The following is a 15308-nucleotide window of genomic DNA, read 5'->3' as shown; positions in this document are numbered from 1 at the left end:
TATTTCATAAATAATATTTATGGATCACCTCCATCATTTCATTTATCTTTATTTAACTTTGAAACAGGAACCATAAGTATCATTTATGAATTACACGCTCAATCAGCTGAAAATTTTCCTTAAGGTTACGCAAACTGGTAGCATCACCAAGGCTGCAGAAGAGTTAAACCTCACGCAGCCAGCAGTTTCTATACAACTAAAAAATTTTCAGGATCAATTTGAAATTCCTCTCACAGAGGTCGTAGGCAGGCAATTATATGTCACGGATTTCGGTAAAGAGATAGCGGTTACAGCTGAGCAAATACTGGAAGGAGTCAACACGCTAAACTATAAAACGCACGCTCATAAAGGACAACTTACAGGCAGGTTAAAACTTTCAATAGTCTCTACAGGAAAGTATGTAATGCCATATTTTCTTTCGGACTTTTTAAAACTACACCCCGGAATTGAGCTTGCAATGGATGTTACTAATAAAGCCAAAGTCATAGAAAGTTTAGAAAATAACGAAGTTGACTTTTCCCTGGTTTCGGTTTTACCTGAATCACTTGCCATAGACTATGTAAAGCTTATGCAGAACAAGTTATTTTTAGTAACAAATCGTGCCATGGAGTTAAATAAAGGTAGTTATAACAATACTGTTTTTGAAAAATTAGCCATTATATACCGGGAACAGGGCTCTGCTACAAGGCTTGTTATGGAGCGTTTTATACAGGAAAACAAAATCCCCGTTCTCAAAAAAATGGAACTAACTTCAAATGAAGCGGTAAAGCAGGCAGTAATTGCAGGTTTAGGATCATCCATTATGCCCCTTATTGGTATTAAGAATGAATTAGAGACAGGAGAACTACAGATAATTCCGGTAAAAAAATTCCCAATCAAAACACATTGGCATTTGATCTGGCTAAAAAATAAAAAATTTTCTTCCGCGGCTAGTTCTTATTTAAATTATATCAGGCAGGAAAAGGACAATATTATACACAATAAGTTTCATTGGTTTGAAAATTACTAATTGAAGCTATTAGAATAATTTCCTCGGAAATAAACTGGCCAAAAATTTTTACGTTCGCATTTTTAAACTGAAGATGCAACGTCTACTCGATTTACCGATTGTTTATTTGCTTTTATTGTTATACATTTAACCACCTAAATGACCTCGTTAATTCCTATGACAAGCCCGAAAGCTGAATTTTTCTCCTGTGAAAATCTCTCTCAATCAGATGCCTGCGCAAAAGAGTATCTTTTCCGTGTATTGGACAATGGACATATTTATCCGGTTACCTCAAGAAGCAATGAAGGACCTACTTTCACTGATGAGCGTGATGTATGGGGCTTATTAAAGCCTGACGTGGCTACTTTGTTAATCAGAGAACAGCTGGTAAATATCCCAGGGGAGCCATCTTTTGTACTTTCCATTTGAGTATGCGTAATTCATACCAATAGGAACACCTCCTTTTAATTCAAAAATGCATCTATTGATACATTACTGCCTGGAGTATGTTAACTAATACGGATTCGCATTCAGGAAATCAGCATCAGGCATCCAATACTCTTTCAAAAAAGCATATACATTTATCATTACTTCTACTAGACGTCTATGACAAATAAAGAAAAAATAAAGGTTTTAAGACGGAAATTTGTATCAGCCACTGTTAATCTGGAACATGTCAATAATGCAATCAGATCGAAACAACCCATTCCATTGGAGCTGGTAGATGAAACCATTGCGGATGTAAATACAATGGGCGCTTTGTTTCCCATGCAGTTCGAAGACAGGTATGGAGATAAAGAGGAACCGACAGTATTTATCAATATGCGTGATCCGGAAGATGAGCCAACCCAGGCGACTGGCAGAATAAGGGGGTTGACAGCTTCTTATGCGCGTATTGTTATTGAAGACATTAAGTTCGATGTGCTGAATATTGTAATGGTATACGAACCGGAAGAAAACACAGTGGAAAAATACAAACCACTGTTTATGCAGCAAGCCACCTGGTGTTTTAACCATTTGCTGGAAAAGTCAACATTAAGTGCATGGGAAAAGGACAAGCTGATAATATATGCCAATCAGCTGGGATATTATATGTCCAGAGATGTACAGGATGTCGGTAAGCTGCAGCAGGCACTGGAAGTATTACAGGTAGGGTATCGTTACTCCGAATGGCACCAGCATGGTTACATAAAACATACTTTTGTGGATGTATTACTGAAACTGGGCCGTACAGAGGAGGCATATGCTATTATCATAGAAGGACTCGAATACAATGAAAACTTCGAGTATTTCAAGGAATATAAGAATGATGAAAAGTTCATACAGTGGCAACAGGAGTCGGACAACGAAAAGGCGGTCGCCATGAGGCACAACCGACAGGCGAAGCAGGAATTGTTGAACGCGATCATTGCAGAAGAACAGGATATCCGTCATTCATTTAAGCATCCCCATCATCCGCTGGTTGTACAACATACCGAGGCATTGATCGCGATAAAGCAATATATGTTAACGCTCCGCAAGCGCGCACTAGCAAAGATGAGTCTAAATAAACTGGAAAAATACAAAAAGAACTATATCCTGTCTACTGCCACAGTGCAGGAACTGGAAGCATTCGAAGCTACCCACGAGGTGTCATTACCAGGTGATTACAAAGCCTACCTGCTGGAGATCGGTACCGGTGGCGCTTACTTTATGGAAGGCGACGTGCCTGCTATTCAGGAATTAGGCGCAAATGAGATCGACAGACTTAAAAAGCCTTTCCCTATAACGAACGATAAAATACATGATGTACGAAATTTTTATGGTGTGAAGGCATGGGTATATTCAGATAGTAATGACTGGATAGAAAATGGTGTTTTGCCCGAAGGGACAGATATGGAAGCCATGTTTGGCCTACCAGAAAATGCCAGACTGGATGATGGATGTATTTCCCTCGGCTACTCCGGCGGAAGAAACCAATTATTGCTGGTAGCGAATGGAGAATTTGTAGGACAGGTATGGTCCGACAGACTGGGATACGGGGCAGAAGCGTTTGGTTGCTTTGGCGCCGCTTCTACTGAAAGGCTTACATTATTGCCATTCATTGCAGCTAGTTTGCGCGCGCAGGTAGAGAATGATGAGGATGAGAGCGGTGATTGGTTGTAAAAAGAGCAGCGTAGAATAGCTGGTACCAAATCCAAAGGTACAGCTGCTTCTAAGTAATTTTTACGCTAATAAGCTATTGAGGGAGGGACGCAGGTCTTTCCCTCTTTTTTTATATTGGCCACCTGTAATCTTAAACCTGTAATACTAATTCCATTGCTCTCTTGCAATCCCCCAAAAGATGAGGTACGGGCATACTAACAAGTTACCCTTCCAACTACGGCAGAATCAATGTTGTAAATATCAACGGGATAAAGGAAGAAGTATCCTGAATGCTTATTGTCTTAGTGGCTTATTCATCCTCCTTTGGGGTACCACCTGATTACCTTGAAATATTTTTCCTAAATTTATATCCAAAATTTCTATTTATCATTCGCGACGGGGACTAACGAACCCAGGATACCACCACAGCCCCAGGCCCTGATCGCAAACTATAATTTTTTATGAAGCACCCACTCCTAACAACATTTTTAACTAGCACACTGTTCTTCAGCTGTCATAGTAGACAGACAAAGAGCACCTATATTACTGAGACACAACCTAAAAGACTATGGAAAATTTTGAATATACCCTGGAATCCGCACATCCGAAAGCACAGGCATTAATGACGGATAAATTTTTCTGGAGTTCAATCGAAGAAACTGCACCATTCGGAAGTGACGATGGTTTCGATGCTGCATACGGCTTTAGAGAGTGGAGATTACTAAACAAAACTGCAAGCCCCGTAAACTATTTGAAAGACCTGATTGAAAGGTGGCATTATCCTTACTTCGACTACAACGAAATGGATACAACAAAAATCAAAGAGTACATTACCAGAAAAGGAAATCTTGACGAAACAGCAATTCAACAACAGATACAAACACTGAAGGACATAAATAAAAATACAGGTGACACTTCATCAATGATGATAGATGACAACCAGCTAAGAGAAGCGATAATTTCATCATCAAATAGAATAGGTGGCTCATTTTTATTGGGACAAGACAATGCAATAATTGGAATTGGCTTTGCACAATTTGTGTTAGAAGGACGTATTGACCAGGACATCAAAAATTTAACAATCACTGCTATTAACAGGCAATTACTTCCCGTGCTCATTAATCGTTATGACGACAACTATCGTGAAAAAAGAAAACAACAATTGACAAAAATGCTTGAAGTCATAAATAAAGCAAGTTCATAGTTTAATGTGACAAAAAGCTATGAGCATCACACAGAAAAAATGCAGCATGCATCGTTTTCACTCCGTGATCTTCAAGGGATTCAAACAATAGAGTTGGACTATCCACCGCAGAAAACTCCGGCAACGCCTTTTCGATAAATAACTCCAATGCTTTCCTGGAAGTGTCATATGGCATGCCACCAAAATCGACCTGCCAAAGTATTTCATCAATATGATACCACTCCTTTAACTGGTAAATGGTATCAATAACCAATGACGGATCGCCAAATGCAACAGCTTTGGTCTAAATAAACTTCAAAAGTATCGAATTCATAAGGAAGATGGGCCCGCGCAAATCCTACATCAAGCCGGCCATTGCTGATCGCATCCACCATAGCTGTCCATCCGCTATTTTTACAGGATGATGAAACGCAGGCAATACGCATCCCGTAATCAATCTGATATTTTGTGTAGCCACGGCTACTGCGGTCAGAAAAATGAGTGGACTGGCCGGATTGATGTTGTAAGTACGGATCATGCACCTCATCTAATAGGTAAAAAAATCAAACCTACACTCAATCCTCGGGCGGCGGTCCAATGGTGCAACATTCATTGGTGGCAATGCTTGAATTGACCTTGACAGGCCAGTTAACCCTTGAAAGAATAGCAGATGTAATGTGCCATAATTCTGCTGATTTATATAAAATAAAGAACCGGGGATATATCAAAGAGGGATACTTTGCAGACCTTGTTCTTGTTGACCTGAATGAGAGGTGGCAGGTGAATAAAAGCAATATTCTGTCCAAATGTGGATGGAGTTCTTTTGAAGGAAGGTTCTTTTCGTCGAAGATAAAATTTACGATTGTCAACGAGCATATTTGTTACACAAACGATAAAATTGCAGGTGAGCCCAAAGGTGTCAGGCTTGAACATTACGTCTAACAATGGATTTTACTGCTAATTCATCTGCTTATATCTCATTAAACACTAAAAAACAAATAATGGAAAATCAGAAAAATCAATTTAATCTTTTAAATGGTAATTTCAATGGGGAAGATGCAAAAGCAATTCTGGCAACATTGCTCAATGATAAGATGTAATATCACCGGCTTAGAAATTTAAGTCACGAAGAGCGATTCGGAAATCGCTGAACCACATGCGATAGAACGCATTGCCGAACTAAAGAAGACCTTTCAAGATGTCATGTCTTATCTTAAGCAGTATGAAGGCAACGCTGAGTTTGAAATACATGCTGATATCAGTATCAGGCTTGTTAACTGACAACTTATAACTGAATTCATTTTTTATTTTTAAAGGGCAGTGTCCCAAGGTTTTTAAAAAATTCGACCAGGGGGCATGAATAAATCGATACCGATTCACCTAAACTATAACTCCAAACACCAAAGGTTCGTAAAACCAGCGTTTTAAATGCCTGCTGAGATCCCTTGCTATGCGGGTATTATATAAGCTATTGCTTACGCAATAAGCATAAAAATATTTATAATACTCATTCTCGTGATAGCAGACCTAACTTTTTTTTCGAAGTTCTGTAACATTTTGTCCGGGTAGGTATCAAATGGCAAAACCAAATAAATGAAAAAATACCCGAGCTTAGCTATTTTTGCGCTATTTACAATGCTATATGCGCATGCATCCGGTCAAACTACAGCCGACAGGCCCTTTGAAGTGAAGAAAAGCGGACAGGGCAAACTGGCCATTATTTTTATACCCGGTTTAGGCTGTTCAGGTGAAGTATGGGATCAAACAGTAGCGCAATTAGAAAAAGATTACACTTGTTACACCTTAACCATGGCTGGCTTTTCAGGTACCCAACCACAACCTGAGCCAACCTTTGTTAACTGGGAAACGCAGATCGCCAGGTATATCAGGGAAAACAATATCCAAAAACCAATTATTATCGGACATAGCGTAGGTGGTGGTTTAGCTTTAGCGATTGCGGCCGATTTTCCGCAGCTTGTCAGTAAAATTATTGTAGTGGATGCCCTCCCCTGCTTATCGGCCCTGCAGTACCCTGCATTCAAATCAAGAGAAAACAATGATTGCACGCCTATGATCAACCAGTTTACTGCGATAAGCGACGACCAGTTCGAACAAATGCAGAAATCTACCGTTGCCGCACTTGTAGCTGACACCTCGGCTCAAAAGAAGGTGATTCGCTGGACTATACAATCGGACAGGAAAACATTTGCCGGCCTGTTTTGCGACTTCCTGAATACTGATCTGAGAGGAAAACTCAAATCCATCCAATGTCCCGCTTTGATTTTGCTTGAAAGCTCTTTTTCCCGTTTAAAACCCATTATTGAAGAGCAATATAAAGATCTAAAAGGCGCCCAATTACAATACTCATCAAAAGCGCTTCATTTTATCATGTTTGATGATGAGGAATGGTATCAGAATCAGTTAACCCGTTTTATAAAGCCGTAGAATGACATTTGACGAAATCTATAAAACATATTGGCAAAAGATCTTCCGATTGTGCTTGGGATACGTGAACGATTTCGATTGGGCAAAAGACATTGCACAGGAAACCTTTATCATTGTCTGGCAACAGCTGCCAAATTTCAGGAATGAATCAGCTATTGGCACCTGGATATTCAGAATAGCAACAAACAATTGTTTAAGGCAGATTAAGAAAGATAAACGTATATCCAAGGCAGCATTGCCCGTTGATCTTCAAGAAGAAAAACAGGTATCTATAGAACCACAGATCCGTTACCTGTATCAATGCATTGCTGAACTACCCGAAACAGATCGCATTATTATTTCTTTAGAACTGGAAGATGTAAGACAAGCTGAAATAGCCATCATTACAGGGCTAACAGAAGCTAACATCCGGGTAAAGATTCATAGGATCAAGGAAAAATTATCTCAAAAATTTAAAACTTATGAGCAGTAATATAAATTTCAAAACTTTATGGCAACAGCAGGCAGTGATTGAGCCCGATATGAAGGACCTGATGGAACGGTTGCAACAGTTTAAAAAATCAAATATCAACCTACTTATCAGGACCAATATCTCGCTGATTACAACAAGTTTATTGATCGGCATCATCTGGTATTATTACCAACCACAGTTCATCACGACTAAAATAGGCATCGTAACAATTATTCTGGCTATGGTTACTTTCCTGTTGGCTCAAAATAAGATGTTTGCGCAGTTCAAAAAAATAGACAATACAAGCGATAACCATCAGTATCTGCAAAACTTGTTGGTTATTGGAGATAAACAACGCTTTCTACAACATACCATGATGAATATATATTTCACGATGCTTCTGGCCGGCATTTGTTTATATATGTATGAATACACCTCCCGCATGACAATATTGGCGGGTATAATAACCTATACCGTGACCGGCGCATGGATTGCCTTCGTCTGGTTCTATTTAAGGCCCAGAACCATCAAAAAACAGCAGGCAAGGTTAGATGACCTGATCTCAAAATTTGAAGGGATTAACAGACAAATGCTTGATACTTGAAAAAACGACATAAACCCGTCAGATTATTATTATTTTTAACGTTCAGGCGCATTTAAACATAATAAATGACATCGAAAACCAATCTGCCAGTCTGGAAGACCGTATCTATCGGCATCAATCAAAAACTGGTAGAAGAGATCAAAGGACTTGCATCCGGAGCAACAGACCTTGCCTTCATAGCACCTATATCGCAAAAGAAATATACCCTTGATCCGGACGCATTCGATATCATACAAAAACCGGCTTTTAAAATCAGCAAGCTGCCCAAAACAATTCAATTGGCAATAACATCCCTGCGATCATTAGGGCTACCAGACGGCACCTGCTATAATGATATTTTTGCCGCCGCCCAAAGCGAAGGCTTACAGCTCTGTCCTGCGGAAACCGGATTTCAACTGCTTGTACAGTATATGGGCCAGCTTTACAAGGAAACCCTGGTGATTGCTATGTAGCCAATAGAAGACAATTACGGCCTTCCCAGTGTTTTCACTGTTCATTTATTGGAAAACATTAGATTTATAGTCTAACAACCATTTATGCTGTTTGTATTTAATATGTATTCAGCTCTTTTGCTACCTGCAGTGATCCAATGCCTTCTTTTTGCGTTTCTCTCAGCACTACGGTTGATCCGCGAAAAAAGAAAAAGCGACCTGTATCTCGCACTACTCTTGTTGGTAACAGGCATAAAACTTAGCTTCTGGATGCTGGGTTTTGCGGGCTGGTATGATAGCCATGATGGCTATACCACCTTTATGTTCTACTTTCCGTTTAGCATATATCTAACTGCCGGGCCCCTGGTTTATTTTTATTTTAAGAGCATCACAAACATTCATTTTCGGCTAACCAAAAAAGACTGGCCACACCTGGTGCTACCATTCCTGTTTATACTTTTAATCCTGGTAAAATATATCGTTGACTTCACTGCATTTTACCCTTTTCCCGCTACTGTCGATTACCAGTTCGGTACACGCGGCCCTTATGCGGAGTTGGACAAATCGCACCTGGTGACCTTGCTGGGCTTTGGCTCGTTCTTCTTTTACCTGCTGCTTACTTTAAAAAACATTCCAAAATACAAGCAGTATGTCAGCGAAAACTTTGCAAACAATGATCAGTTGAATTTAGGTTGGTTCCAATATATGTTATTGGCTATATTTTTGGGAGTTTTCATACTTTTCGGTTTCTGGCTTTGGGAATGGTGCTACGGTGAGATCACTTACAAAGTGGATTGGTACGGCTATATTGCTCTTGGAATCCTCTCGTATTACATTGTAAATAATGGTTATTACTTTCGCAGCAGGCAATTATACCAGCTTGATTTTGTACCGGCCGCTGCATTACCGGTTGCTGGCTCGGCAATAGTCTCGTCTGTGGAAGACCAGGATATATGGCGAGAAAAACTTGATCGGCTAATGGAAACAACAAAACCTTTCCTCCGACCGGAATTGTCGCTTACCGACCTGGCTACCCTGCTGGGCACAAACAAAACAGTGCTTTCAAAGGTGATTAATAGTAATTATAGAGAGAACTTTAATGACTATATCAACCGATATCGCGTAAACCAATTTATTGAAAAGGTAAATAAAGGGGCACATGATGAGCTTACCCTGTTAAGCATCGCATATGACTGTGGATTTAATTCAAAGGCAACATTTAATCGTGCTTTTAAAAAAATGACCGGCAAAACACCCAAAATGTTTATTAAAGGGCAGGAAACGCAAGAATAAGTTGTATCAAAAGATCATATGCAACGTTTCAAAATACTGATAATCTTAGTATTGCAAAAAAACATGCGTTATTTATTTTTTGGGGCCTTATTACTGTTGTCATTTACGCTATCTGCACAAAGAACACTTACAGCCACTGAAATGCAGGCAGATCTTTCAATTCTTCATGATGCCTGGATATCGCTGCACCCTGGATTATACCGGTTCAATACTTCGCAGGATATTGAACATAAATTCGAAGTGCTCAGGCAGCAGTGCACAATTGCTTCTCCGGAAAAAAGATTTTTCCTTTTGTTGTCTCAATTGGCCCAGCAGGTAAAATGTGGCCACACCTATCTGAATCCTTTAAACCTGGATTCGGAAATTTCAGCCCGGATAATGCCGGGTAAAGTTGTTCCTTTCTTTTTCAAAATAGTTGGACAGGAGCATTTAATTATTACCCATGTATTGCAGGAAACCCCGGCCTATCGAAGGGGCGACGAAGTGTTATCAATTAACGGAATTTCCGTTCGCCGTATTCTGGACAGTCTGTTATCTGTGAGCCGCAGTGATGGTAATAATTCACTTGGGAAGAAATATTTCAATATCAATGAAACGCCCGATGAGGCAGAGGAATATTCCCTATTTGATGTATATTTCCCTTTATTCTTTCCTTGTACTGACCGATGGAGTCTAAAGATAAGATCATTTGCAGGGAAAACAATCCGTACCTGTTCAGTGTCCCTACTTGATCTAAAATCGCGGTCAGAAATCTATCGCCAACGTTTTGGCAATGTTCCGGCGGGAGAACAGAGTTGGGACTATCATCTGATCAATGAAACGACTGCATATATGAAATTCGGTACATTTGCCTTCTGGAATAGTCGCTTTAATACCAGGAGGTATGTCGACAGCATATTTGCAGATGTGATGTCAAAAGCAAAAGTCAGCAACCTTATCATTGATATTCGTAATAATGAGGGAGGGGATAATACGGGTAATTATATACTTTCCTATATTACCCGCCAAAAATTAGGTTGTGATGATCCGGACCACCGCTGTTTCCGTTTTTTGACCGTACCAGATAGCTTACTACCTTACCTGTCTACCTGGGACAAGTCATTCAAAGCCCCCAAAGATCCCTCTCATTTCTTCATTAATAAACTGAATTTATACGAACAAAAGAAAGACCACGACGATTGTGCGTACATAACACCAAAAGAAAGAGTTTTCAAAGGGAAAGTATATTTGTTGATAAACGCAAAGAACAGTTCTGCGGGTTATGAAATGGCAAGAAATTTCAAAATGAACCAATTAGGGACTGTTGTTGGTGAAACAACCGGGGGCTCTCAACAAGGTATTAATGGAGGCCAGTTCTTCTTTCTAACCCTTCCCAATTCTCATTTTGAAATTGATTTGCCGCTTATTTATAACTATCATCCTGATAAGCCAGATTGCGGCATAACACCTGATTTTAGCGTACCAGACTCCCAAAGCGATATATACAAAAACAGGGATGCACAAATTGCCTTTTGCCTTGACCTTATTAACGCCCGGTGACGGATTCGACCAGTCAATTGAAATACCCTCTTCTCTGCCACGTTGAAGTTTTTCAACCATCACATTTTTCATTTTCAGAATATTTGTCTATTAACAATCAAATTCACTGTGCTAAGTATTGTTTAGCTCAATTTCACATAAGAGACAAGTATGAGTGTGCGGGGTAATTCTCCTTGTTTTGCTAATCAAGACACAATGGTAACAAATGTCTGGGGTAGAATCATACACCTGTATAAAAATTGAATAGGATTGTATTAAAATGATATGGATTATATGTTGATTGATGGAATAATTGCCTTCAATAGTCGTAATACTAAATTTGTACAGGTCGCTTAGATAAACAGAATTATAAAAGAAAATGAGGGTGTCTCATAAATAAATGAGGCGCGCTCTTTTGCTTTTATGAAATGTCGTATTTTAGGGATATGGCAAGAGGTAAAACATTATCTGTAGTATTTAAGGCTCACCATCAAAATCAGGGGATGCTGTTGCCTCCTGATCTGAATGAAATGATACCCGATAGTCATCCGGTGCGCGTAGTTGATACGATTTTAGATAAAATTGATATAACAGGCTTAATCGCTCAATATAAGCCAGGCGGAGCCAGCAGCTATCATCCCCGGATGTTGTTAAAGGTGGTAGTTTATGGCTATATCAATAATATTTACAGCAGTCGTAAAATAGAGGAGGCCGTATGCCAGAACATCAATTTTATGTGGCTGAGTGGGATGAGCAAGCCAGACCACAATACGATCAATCGTTTTAGGGGCAAACGCCTGCAAAAGACCTTGCAACCTATTTTTACCCAGGTAGTGCTTTTACTTTGTGAAGAGGGCTTGTTGAGTTTAAAAGAATTATATACGGATGGAACAAAGATAGAGGCTAATGCCAACCGATACACATTTGTATGGGGGAAGTCCATAAAGACGCACAAAGAGAAGATCCGCCAACAACTCAATGAGTTATGGCAATACGCCCAGTCAGTAGCGGCAGCAGAGCTGGAGGATACAGATCCATCTGGCTTTGATAAAATAGATAGTGAAAAAGTGACCAGGACAATCGAAAAGATAAATGAAGCCTTAAAAGAGAAGCCAGTTTCTAAAGAAATAAAGCAGCAACTGAATTATGCTAAAAAGAATTGGCCAGCAGCGCTTGATAAATATGAAAAGCAGGAAAAAGAATTAGGGCATCAAAGGAACAGTTTAAGCAAAACAGATACAGACGCTACGTTTATGCGTATGAAGGAAGATCATATGAAAAACGGGCAATTAAAACCGGCGTACAATGTGCAGATAAGTACCAATAACCAATATATCCTTTCTTATAGCCTTCATCAAAATGCAACGGATACCAATACGCTGATTCCCCATTTAAAGCAGCATATCAAAAGTTATGGGATAAAGCCCTCTAATATTACCGCAGATGCAGGTTATGGGAGCGAACAGAATTATCAGTGGCTTGAAAACAGGCGGATCACCGGCTATGTAAAACACAATCAATTTGACCGGAATCAGCACAAAAAAACACGAGGCAAAAAACCTTATTCTTCCGATAAACTACGCTACGACGCTGCCACAGATATTTATTATTGTCCGAAGGATAAACCCATGAGAAATGTGGGGACTTACACCCAAAAGACAAGCACTGGTTTTGAACAGACCATTACCAGATATGAGACTGAAAGTTGTAAATGGTGCAGATTACGGGAACAATGTCATAATAGTAAGGGAAATCGAATTATAACAATCAATCACAACCTGCAACGGCTAAAATCAAGAGCAGACAAACGATTAATAACCACGCGGGGAGTAGCAAAACGTAAACAACGTTGCTTTGACACCGAACCGGTGTTTGGTAATATTAAGCATAATCATAACTTCAAACGATTTATGCTTCGTGGGCTTGAAAAGGTCAGGGTTGAAACCGGATTACTGGCATTAGCGCATAATCTGAGAAAGAAAATAGCTTAAAAGAGGGGAGAAATCCCTTTTTTTAGTCATTCTTTTATCGCTACCCGTTCCATAAAAGCTAATAGGTTCGTAGCTTATTACAAAGACTTCTAAACATAAGGCCCATTACAGCGGCTGGTGTAAAATGAAAAAGGCGCCTCATTTATTTATGAGACGCCCTCACTCAGGAAATATTATTTTGCTTTTAATAGTTCAATTGGAAATGGATGTTCCTTCAATCTGCGCTTAGCCTGCCCTATCTTTTTTATTATAAAAGGGCTATTGCGCACTGCATCTTCCGGAATGCTCGATTTACCAACTACTGGCTTTTCCCTTTTTTCAAGGAATTTTGAAATTTTTGTAGACATAATTTCTTCCTTTTGTTCAAATTTAATCTTTTTTTCTTGTAACCAAAAATGCTTCATAGTTCTTTCCTGATTCAAACAGCTGCCGCTTTTCATCTATATATCCATAAATATTGAGAATCCCTTCTATTTCTTCTTTATTGATATTGATGGCCATCTGATACAGTCTTGTGCGTGCAGGTGTGCTACCCTCTGCATATATCGCTATTTCATTCATTACAGATACCATATCAATTACAGTACTTGCAACGGTTGCTAATATTTTATCCCGATCGTTATTATCTGTTCGGGACAGATCGTTGATCACATTATTTTTTTCATCCCAATCACCAAAAGCAAGGTTATATACTTGTGATCCATCTATCCAGGTACCAATTTTATAATAATCGACTGTTTTTTTGATTGTACCATTTGGCCCAGTACTCTCAAAGTCAAATCTGGCAGTCGTTTCATTTAATATATAAGGATACTTGTCTTTTTTCATGGCTATACAAATGTAGGTCGTAATGCAACTCAGATTCTATTCATTCTCGTTCATTTTCTGCTGTAACATCGCCATATCCATCGCCACCTTACTCTGCGTTACTTTCGCATAAATCATTGTCGTACTCAACTTCGTATGACCTAACATTTTACTGATCGATTCTATAGGCACACCATTCATTAAGGTAATTGTAGTTGCAAACGTATGTCTGGCAAGGTGAAATGTAAGGTGCTTTTTTATCTCACAGATTTCACTGATTATTTTAAGACCTCTATTTATATTTTGATTGGTAGTAACAGGGAAAATATACTCCGAGGATTGATTGTATATACTCAATATCGATATTGCCTGTTTGAGTAATGGTACGTATACAGGTGTACCAGTTTTTGCTCTGGATGTCCTAATCCACTTCATCCCATCATTTGCGGTAAATATATTCTCCGGTTTCAAACTCAATAAATCCGCAAATGCCAATCCTGTGTAACAACTAAAAAGAAACAGCTCCTTTACCTGTTTCAGCACCTCATTTTCAAACTCCTTATTCTCTATTGCCCTCAGCTCTTCCAAACTCAAAAAGTCCCTCTCCTTATGCTTAAATTTCAACTTATATAATTCAAACGGGTTTTTATCTACCCACTCATTATCCTTCGCCCATTTCATTATCTTCTTTAGTCGCTCCATATGCTTCATTGCCCCGTTATTGGTGCATTGATCATGCTCCTTCAATGGCTGGGTCCTAACATAATGCTCAAAACCAGTAATAAACTCAAAAGTCAGCTTCCTGAGTATCACATCATTTGTACCATAATGTTTTTTAATAAACAGCTGTAAATAGCTCTCAGTAGTGCGGTAGTTTTTCATAGTCCCCGGGGCCAGGACTGTTTTCATAATTTCATTATGATGGCCTATAAGCCACATCAAAGAATGCTGTTCTACAGGCTTATCGTAATTTAAAAATGCCTGCTTCACCATATCCGCATTTATTCCCTCATCTCCCAATCGTAACTGCTGGTAATGCCTGACCAACTTAGCCCTTACCTCTTCCAAATAGCTGTTAAACCGTCTTAACTCATCCGATTTACTCTTAGCACATCCCTTCGCCTCATTCCAATCAGAGGGATTGATTTGCTGTTTCATACCCAGCTCACACTTAGTCTTGTTCACCACGATCCGGGCATACACATAACATCTCCCGGTGGGCATACGGCGCAACACAAAGTGCACCCCAAAAGTGTCTTTTCTTTCCATTGAAATCATTTTTACGTGTTTAAAACCAATTCACCAATACTTCACTCACAAGCCACGAAAAATGAATTGAAATCACATCAATCAAGAACGACTCAACCCCTTCTTACGACATAAAGAACAACGAGTTATACATTAACCTGTGAATTACTAAGTTAATTCACTTTTCAATTCACTCTTTATGCTTCAGAAACATTGATATCGATT

At 39.3% G+C, this 15308-nt stretch carries 16 protein-coding genes; 12 read left to right on the top strand and 4 right to left on the bottom strand.

The features are described from left to right. Positions 1 to 85: 85 nt before the first annotated feature. From ABDW33_RS17180 to ABDW33_RS17165, 4 genes are all read left to right on the top strand, one after another. A complete protein-coding gene (locus tag ABDW33_RS17180; protein WP_343691313.1) occupies positions 86 to 1009 on the top strand; it encodes a LysR family transcriptional regulator in 924 nt (307 codons plus the stop codon). Between the two features lie 138 nt (positions 1010 to 1147). Beyond that, the gene (locus ABDW33_RS17175; protein WP_343691312.1) at positions 1148 to 1417 is read left to right on the top strand and encodes a hypothetical protein; all 270 of its coding nucleotides are present in this window, start codon (positions 1148 to 1150) and stop codon (positions 1415 to 1417) included. Positions 1418 to 1594: 177 nt separating this feature from the next. Continuing rightward, positions 1595 to 3133 carry a hypothetical protein gene (locus ABDW33_RS17170; protein WP_343691311.1) on the top strand — a complete coding sequence of 513 codons (1539 nt, stop codon included), beginning with the start codon at positions 1595 to 1597 and terminating at the stop codon, positions 3131 to 3133. Positions 3134 to 3680: 547 nt separating this feature from the next. After that, complete coding sequence (locus ABDW33_RS17165) at positions 3681 to 4316, top strand: hypothetical protein (protein ID WP_343691310.1); 636 nt, start codon at positions 3681 to 3683, stop codon at positions 4314 to 4316. 337 nt (positions 4317 to 4653) lie between these two features. Here the strand turns inward: ABDW33_RS17165 and ABDW33_RS17160 are convergent, their stop codons facing one another. Beyond that, positions 4654 to 4833, bottom strand: a complete 180-nt coding sequence (locus tag ABDW33_RS17160) for a hypothetical protein (protein WP_343691309.1) — start codon at positions 4831 to 4833, stop codon at positions 4654 to 4656. Between the two features lie 83 nt (positions 4834 to 4916). Here ABDW33_RS17160 and ABDW33_RS17155 point away from each other — a divergent pair, with 83 nt between their 5' ends. The 8 genes from ABDW33_RS17155 to ABDW33_RS17120 all read left to right on the top strand — a co-directional run bounded on the left by ABDW33_RS17155 (position 4917) and on the right by ABDW33_RS17120 (position 13028). Beyond that, the gene (locus ABDW33_RS17155; RefSeq protein WP_343691308.1) at positions 4917 to 5237 is read left to right on the top strand and encodes an amidohydrolase family protein; all 321 of its coding nucleotides are present in this window, start codon (positions 4917 to 4919) and stop codon (positions 5235 to 5237) included. A gap of 651 nt (positions 5238 to 5888) precedes the next feature. Beyond that, on the top strand, positions 5889 to 6740 hold the full coding sequence (locus ABDW33_RS17150; RefSeq protein WP_343691307.1) for an alpha/beta hydrolase: 852 nt from the start codon (positions 5889 to 5891) through the stop codon (positions 6738 to 6740). A gap of 1 nt (position 6741) precedes the next feature. Beyond that, positions 6742 to 7212 (top strand): RNA polymerase sigma factor, encoded by a 471-nt coding sequence (locus ABDW33_RS17145; protein WP_343691306.1) that lies wholly within the window; start codon positions 6742 to 6744, stop codon positions 7210 to 7212. Further along, the gene (locus ABDW33_RS17140; RefSeq protein ID WP_343691305.1) at positions 7202 to 7795 is read left to right on the top strand and encodes a hypothetical protein; all 594 of its coding nucleotides are present in this window, start codon (positions 7202 to 7204) and stop codon (positions 7793 to 7795) included. The genes ABDW33_RS17145 and ABDW33_RS17140 overlap by 11 nt, the downstream gene beginning before the upstream one ends. 65 nt (positions 7796 to 7860) lie before the next feature. After that, entirely contained in the window at positions 7861 to 8247 is a 387-nt protein-coding gene (locus tag ABDW33_RS17135) for a hypothetical protein (protein ID WP_343691304.1), read from the top strand. 84 nt (positions 8248 to 8331) lie between these two features. Next, on the top strand, positions 8332 to 9519 hold the full coding sequence (locus tag ABDW33_RS17130) for an AraC family transcriptional regulator (protein ID WP_343691303.1): 1188 nt from the start codon (positions 8332 to 8334) through the stop codon (positions 9517 to 9519). Positions 9520 to 9582: 63 nt separating this feature from the next. Next, positions 9583 to 11058, top strand: coding sequence for a S41 family peptidase (locus ABDW33_RS17125; protein WP_343691302.1), 1476 nt, complete (start codon positions 9583 to 9585; stop codon positions 11056 to 11058). Positions 11059 to 11483: 425 nt separating this feature from the next. Further along, positions 11484 to 13028, top strand: a complete 1545-nt coding sequence (locus ABDW33_RS17120) for an IS1182 family transposase (RefSeq protein WP_343691301.1) — start codon at positions 11484 to 11486, stop codon at positions 13026 to 13028. 173 nt (positions 13029 to 13201) lie between these two features. Here the strand turns inward: ABDW33_RS17120 and ABDW33_RS17115 are convergent, their stop codons facing one another. Genes ABDW33_RS17115 through ABDW33_RS17105 form a run of 3 tightly spaced genes read right to left on the bottom strand, consistent with a single transcriptional unit; the run spans position 13202 to position 15104 of the window. Next, positions 13202 to 13375 (bottom strand): hypothetical protein, encoded by a 174-nt coding sequence (locus tag ABDW33_RS17115; RefSeq protein WP_343691300.1) that lies wholly within the window; start codon positions 13373 to 13375, stop codon positions 13202 to 13204. 22 nt (positions 13376 to 13397) lie between these two features. After that, entirely contained in the window at positions 13398 to 13856 is a 459-nt protein-coding gene (locus ABDW33_RS17110; protein ID WP_343691299.1) for a hypothetical protein, read from the bottom strand. Between the two features lie 36 nt (positions 13857 to 13892). Continuing rightward, positions 13893 to 15104, bottom strand: coding sequence for a site-specific integrase (locus tag ABDW33_RS17105; RefSeq protein WP_343691298.1), 1212 nt, complete (start codon positions 15102 to 15104; stop codon positions 13893 to 13895). Positions 15105 to 15308: the final 204 nt, after the last annotated feature.

The organism is Chitinophaga sp. (genome assembly GCF_039596155.1).
Taxonomy (GTDB): domain Bacteria; phylum Bacteroidota; class Bacteroidia; order Chitinophagales; family Chitinophagaceae; genus Chitinophaga.
The sequence above is the reverse complement of the archived record's forward strand: the minus strand, read 5'-3'. Positions and strand labels throughout refer to the sequence as shown.

Excerpts from the sequence above, each read along its gene's own strand:
- ABDW33_RS17180 (WP_343691313.1), top strand. The coding sequence starts at position 86 with ATGAATTACACGCTCAATCAGCTGAAAATTTTCCTTAAGGTTACGCAA.
- ABDW33_RS17175 (WP_343691312.1), top strand. The coding sequence starts at position 1,148 with ATGACCTCGTTAATTCCTATGACAAGCCCGAAAGCTGAATTTTTCTCC.
- ABDW33_RS17170 (WP_343691311.1), top strand. The coding sequence starts at position 1,595 with ATGACAAATAAAGAAAAAATAAAGGTTTTAAGACGGAAATTTGTATCA.
- ABDW33_RS17165 (WP_343691310.1), top strand. The coding sequence starts at position 3,681 with ATGGAAAATTTTGAATATACCCTGGAATCCGCACATCCGAAAGCACAG.
- ABDW33_RS17160 (WP_343691309.1), bottom strand. The coding sequence starts at position 4,833 with ATGATCCGTACTTACAACATCAATCCGGCCAGTCCACTCATTTTTCTG.
- ABDW33_RS17155 (WP_343691308.1), top strand. The coding sequence starts at position 4,917 with ATGCTTGAATTGACCTTGACAGGCCAGTTAACCCTTGAAAGAATAGCA.
- ABDW33_RS17150 (WP_343691307.1), top strand. The coding sequence starts at position 5,889 with ATGAAAAAATACCCGAGCTTAGCTATTTTTGCGCTATTTACAATGCTA.
- ABDW33_RS17145 (WP_343691306.1), top strand. The coding sequence starts at position 6,742 with ATGACATTTGACGAAATCTATAAAACATATTGGCAAAAGATCTTCCGA.
- ABDW33_RS17140 (WP_343691305.1), top strand. The coding sequence starts at position 7,202 with ATGAGCAGTAATATAAATTTCAAAACTTTATGGCAACAGCAGGCAGTG.
- ABDW33_RS17135 (WP_343691304.1), top strand. The coding sequence starts at position 7,861 with ATGACATCGAAAACCAATCTGCCAGTCTGGAAGACCGTATCTATCGGC.
- ABDW33_RS17130 (WP_343691303.1), top strand. The coding sequence starts at position 8,332 with ATGCTGTTTGTATTTAATATGTATTCAGCTCTTTTGCTACCTGCAGTG.
- ABDW33_RS17125 (WP_343691302.1), top strand. The coding sequence starts at position 9,583 with ATGCGTTATTTATTTTTTGGGGCCTTATTACTGTTGTCATTTACGCTA.
- ABDW33_RS17120 (WP_343691301.1), top strand. The coding sequence starts at position 11,484 with ATGGCAAGAGGTAAAACATTATCTGTAGTATTTAAGGCTCACCATCAA.
- ABDW33_RS17115 (WP_343691300.1), bottom strand. The coding sequence starts at position 13,375 with ATGTCTACAAAAATTTCAAAATTCCTTGAAAAAAGGGAAAAGCCAGTA.
- ABDW33_RS17110 (WP_343691299.1), bottom strand. The coding sequence starts at position 13,856 with ATGAAAAAAGACAAGTATCCTTATATATTAAATGAAACGACTGCCAGA.
- ABDW33_RS17105 (WP_343691298.1), bottom strand. The coding sequence starts at position 15,104 with ATGGAAAGAAAAGACACTTTTGGGGTGCACTTTGTGTTGCGCCGTATG.